Origin of the sequence: Bartonella sp. TS82HLJMH (genome assembly GCF_042193495.1) — a bacterium.
GTDB classification, from domain to species: domain Bacteria; phylum Pseudomonadota; class Alphaproteobacteria; order Rhizobiales; family Rhizobiaceae; genus Bartonella; species Bartonella grahamii.
Genome location: NZ_JBHILU010000071.1, coordinates 1 through 1,163, shown reverse-complemented (window position 1 = coordinate 1,163; position 1,163 = coordinate 1). Strand labels below are relative to the sequence as shown.

General features: G+C 33.6%; 1 protein-coding gene and 2 pseudogenes. All 3 read left to right on the top strand.

Going from position 1 to position 1,163, the window contains the following annotated elements; all coding sequences use genetic code 11:
• Positions 1 to 96: pseudogene (locus ACFIKO_RS09260) on the top strand (TrwH protein); the annotation flags it as partial.
• Complete coding sequence (locus ACFIKO_RS09255; protein ID WP_375673881.1) at positions 93 to 839, top strand: type IV secretion system protein; 747 nt, start codon at positions 93 to 95, stop codon at positions 837 to 839. The pseudogene ACFIKO_RS09260 and the gene ACFIKO_RS09255, both read left to right, overlap by 4 nt.
• 216 nt (positions 840 to 1,055) lie before the next feature.
• Positions 1,056 to 1,163: pseudogene (locus ACFIKO_RS09250) on the top strand (trwi protein); the annotation flags it as partial.

The following is a 1,163-nucleotide window of genomic DNA, read 5'->3' as shown; positions in this document are numbered from 1 at the left end:
TGTGCATTAGCACCAAAGCTAAAACAGCCCAATGATAGGAACCGTGTGCCTATTAATAAAACAATCCCTGCCGAAATTAAGCGAGGAGACACATGAAAAAGCGATTTATTATAACAGGAATGATTATCCTTTTGGGAATGATAAATTTAACTCTAACGTCTAACTTTAGTTGGGGTTCTGGGACTCAAGATTCAACTGTTCAAAATCCTCTACCTGTTTCAAAAGCAGAATATCTGACAATTATTGAATTATTAAAACAACAAATTAAAACAAACGAAAACCAAATCGAAAACGCAAAAAAAATCCATCAGTCTATAACAGGAAATAGAATACAAAAACCAACAATAGGAGAGAATAAGAGTTTTTTCATACAAGATTCGCCTTCTATCTACCCAGAAACGAGGCAAAACTACGAAGGCCTGATTGTTGAGCAATTTCAAAATCTTGTCAATTCTATTCTTGGGCAAGAGAAAAGAACCAACTTCTGGAACTTGCCGAATCATGAGATGCGCGACATAATCAATACGCGTCTTAAATATAGTGGAATTGTCGCTAAAGCTGTAAGTTTGCAAACTTTCCAAGACGCAGAGAACCGCTTTACACAAATCGTCGATTTCTTAGATGAGGTAAATAAAACAAAAGATCTGAAAGAAGTTTTCGAACTGCAAACAGTCATCAAGACCATGTCAGCCATGCTCCAAAATGAATATACAAAGCTACAAATGGTCAGAAATTTAAGCGATAACGAAGAGAGTCTTATCGAAATACAAAAACGTAAATTGTATGGAAAAATTATAAACTCTAACAACCTAGGTGTGCCTAGAATAAAATTTAACTAATAAAGCTCTTTACAATATTTGCTTTTTTTCATGAAAACAAAAACCATGTAGAAAGTTTAGTACTATCTGAACAATTCAGAAGGGCATAAAGGTTTTATCAAAGCCAAGATATCGTGATGAAAATACTCAAGTAATGTATAAATGCAAATGAAGCATTTAACATTTATCTATGTTTCAAGGTGATAAAAAGTTGAAACTTCGTTAAAGAGGAATTCCATGGACTTTACAGTGTTCACGCAACTTTTCGATAAAATTGATCAGATAACAAAAACATATGTCACGGATATTTCCTCAAAAACAATAGCTACAATTACGCCCTTTGTA

What these genes read in the sequence shown, in the direction of transcription:
- ACFIKO_RS09255 (WP_375673881.1), top strand. Translation starts at nt 93, where the DNA reads ATGAAAAAGCGATTTATTATAACAGGAATGATTATCCTTTTGGGAATG.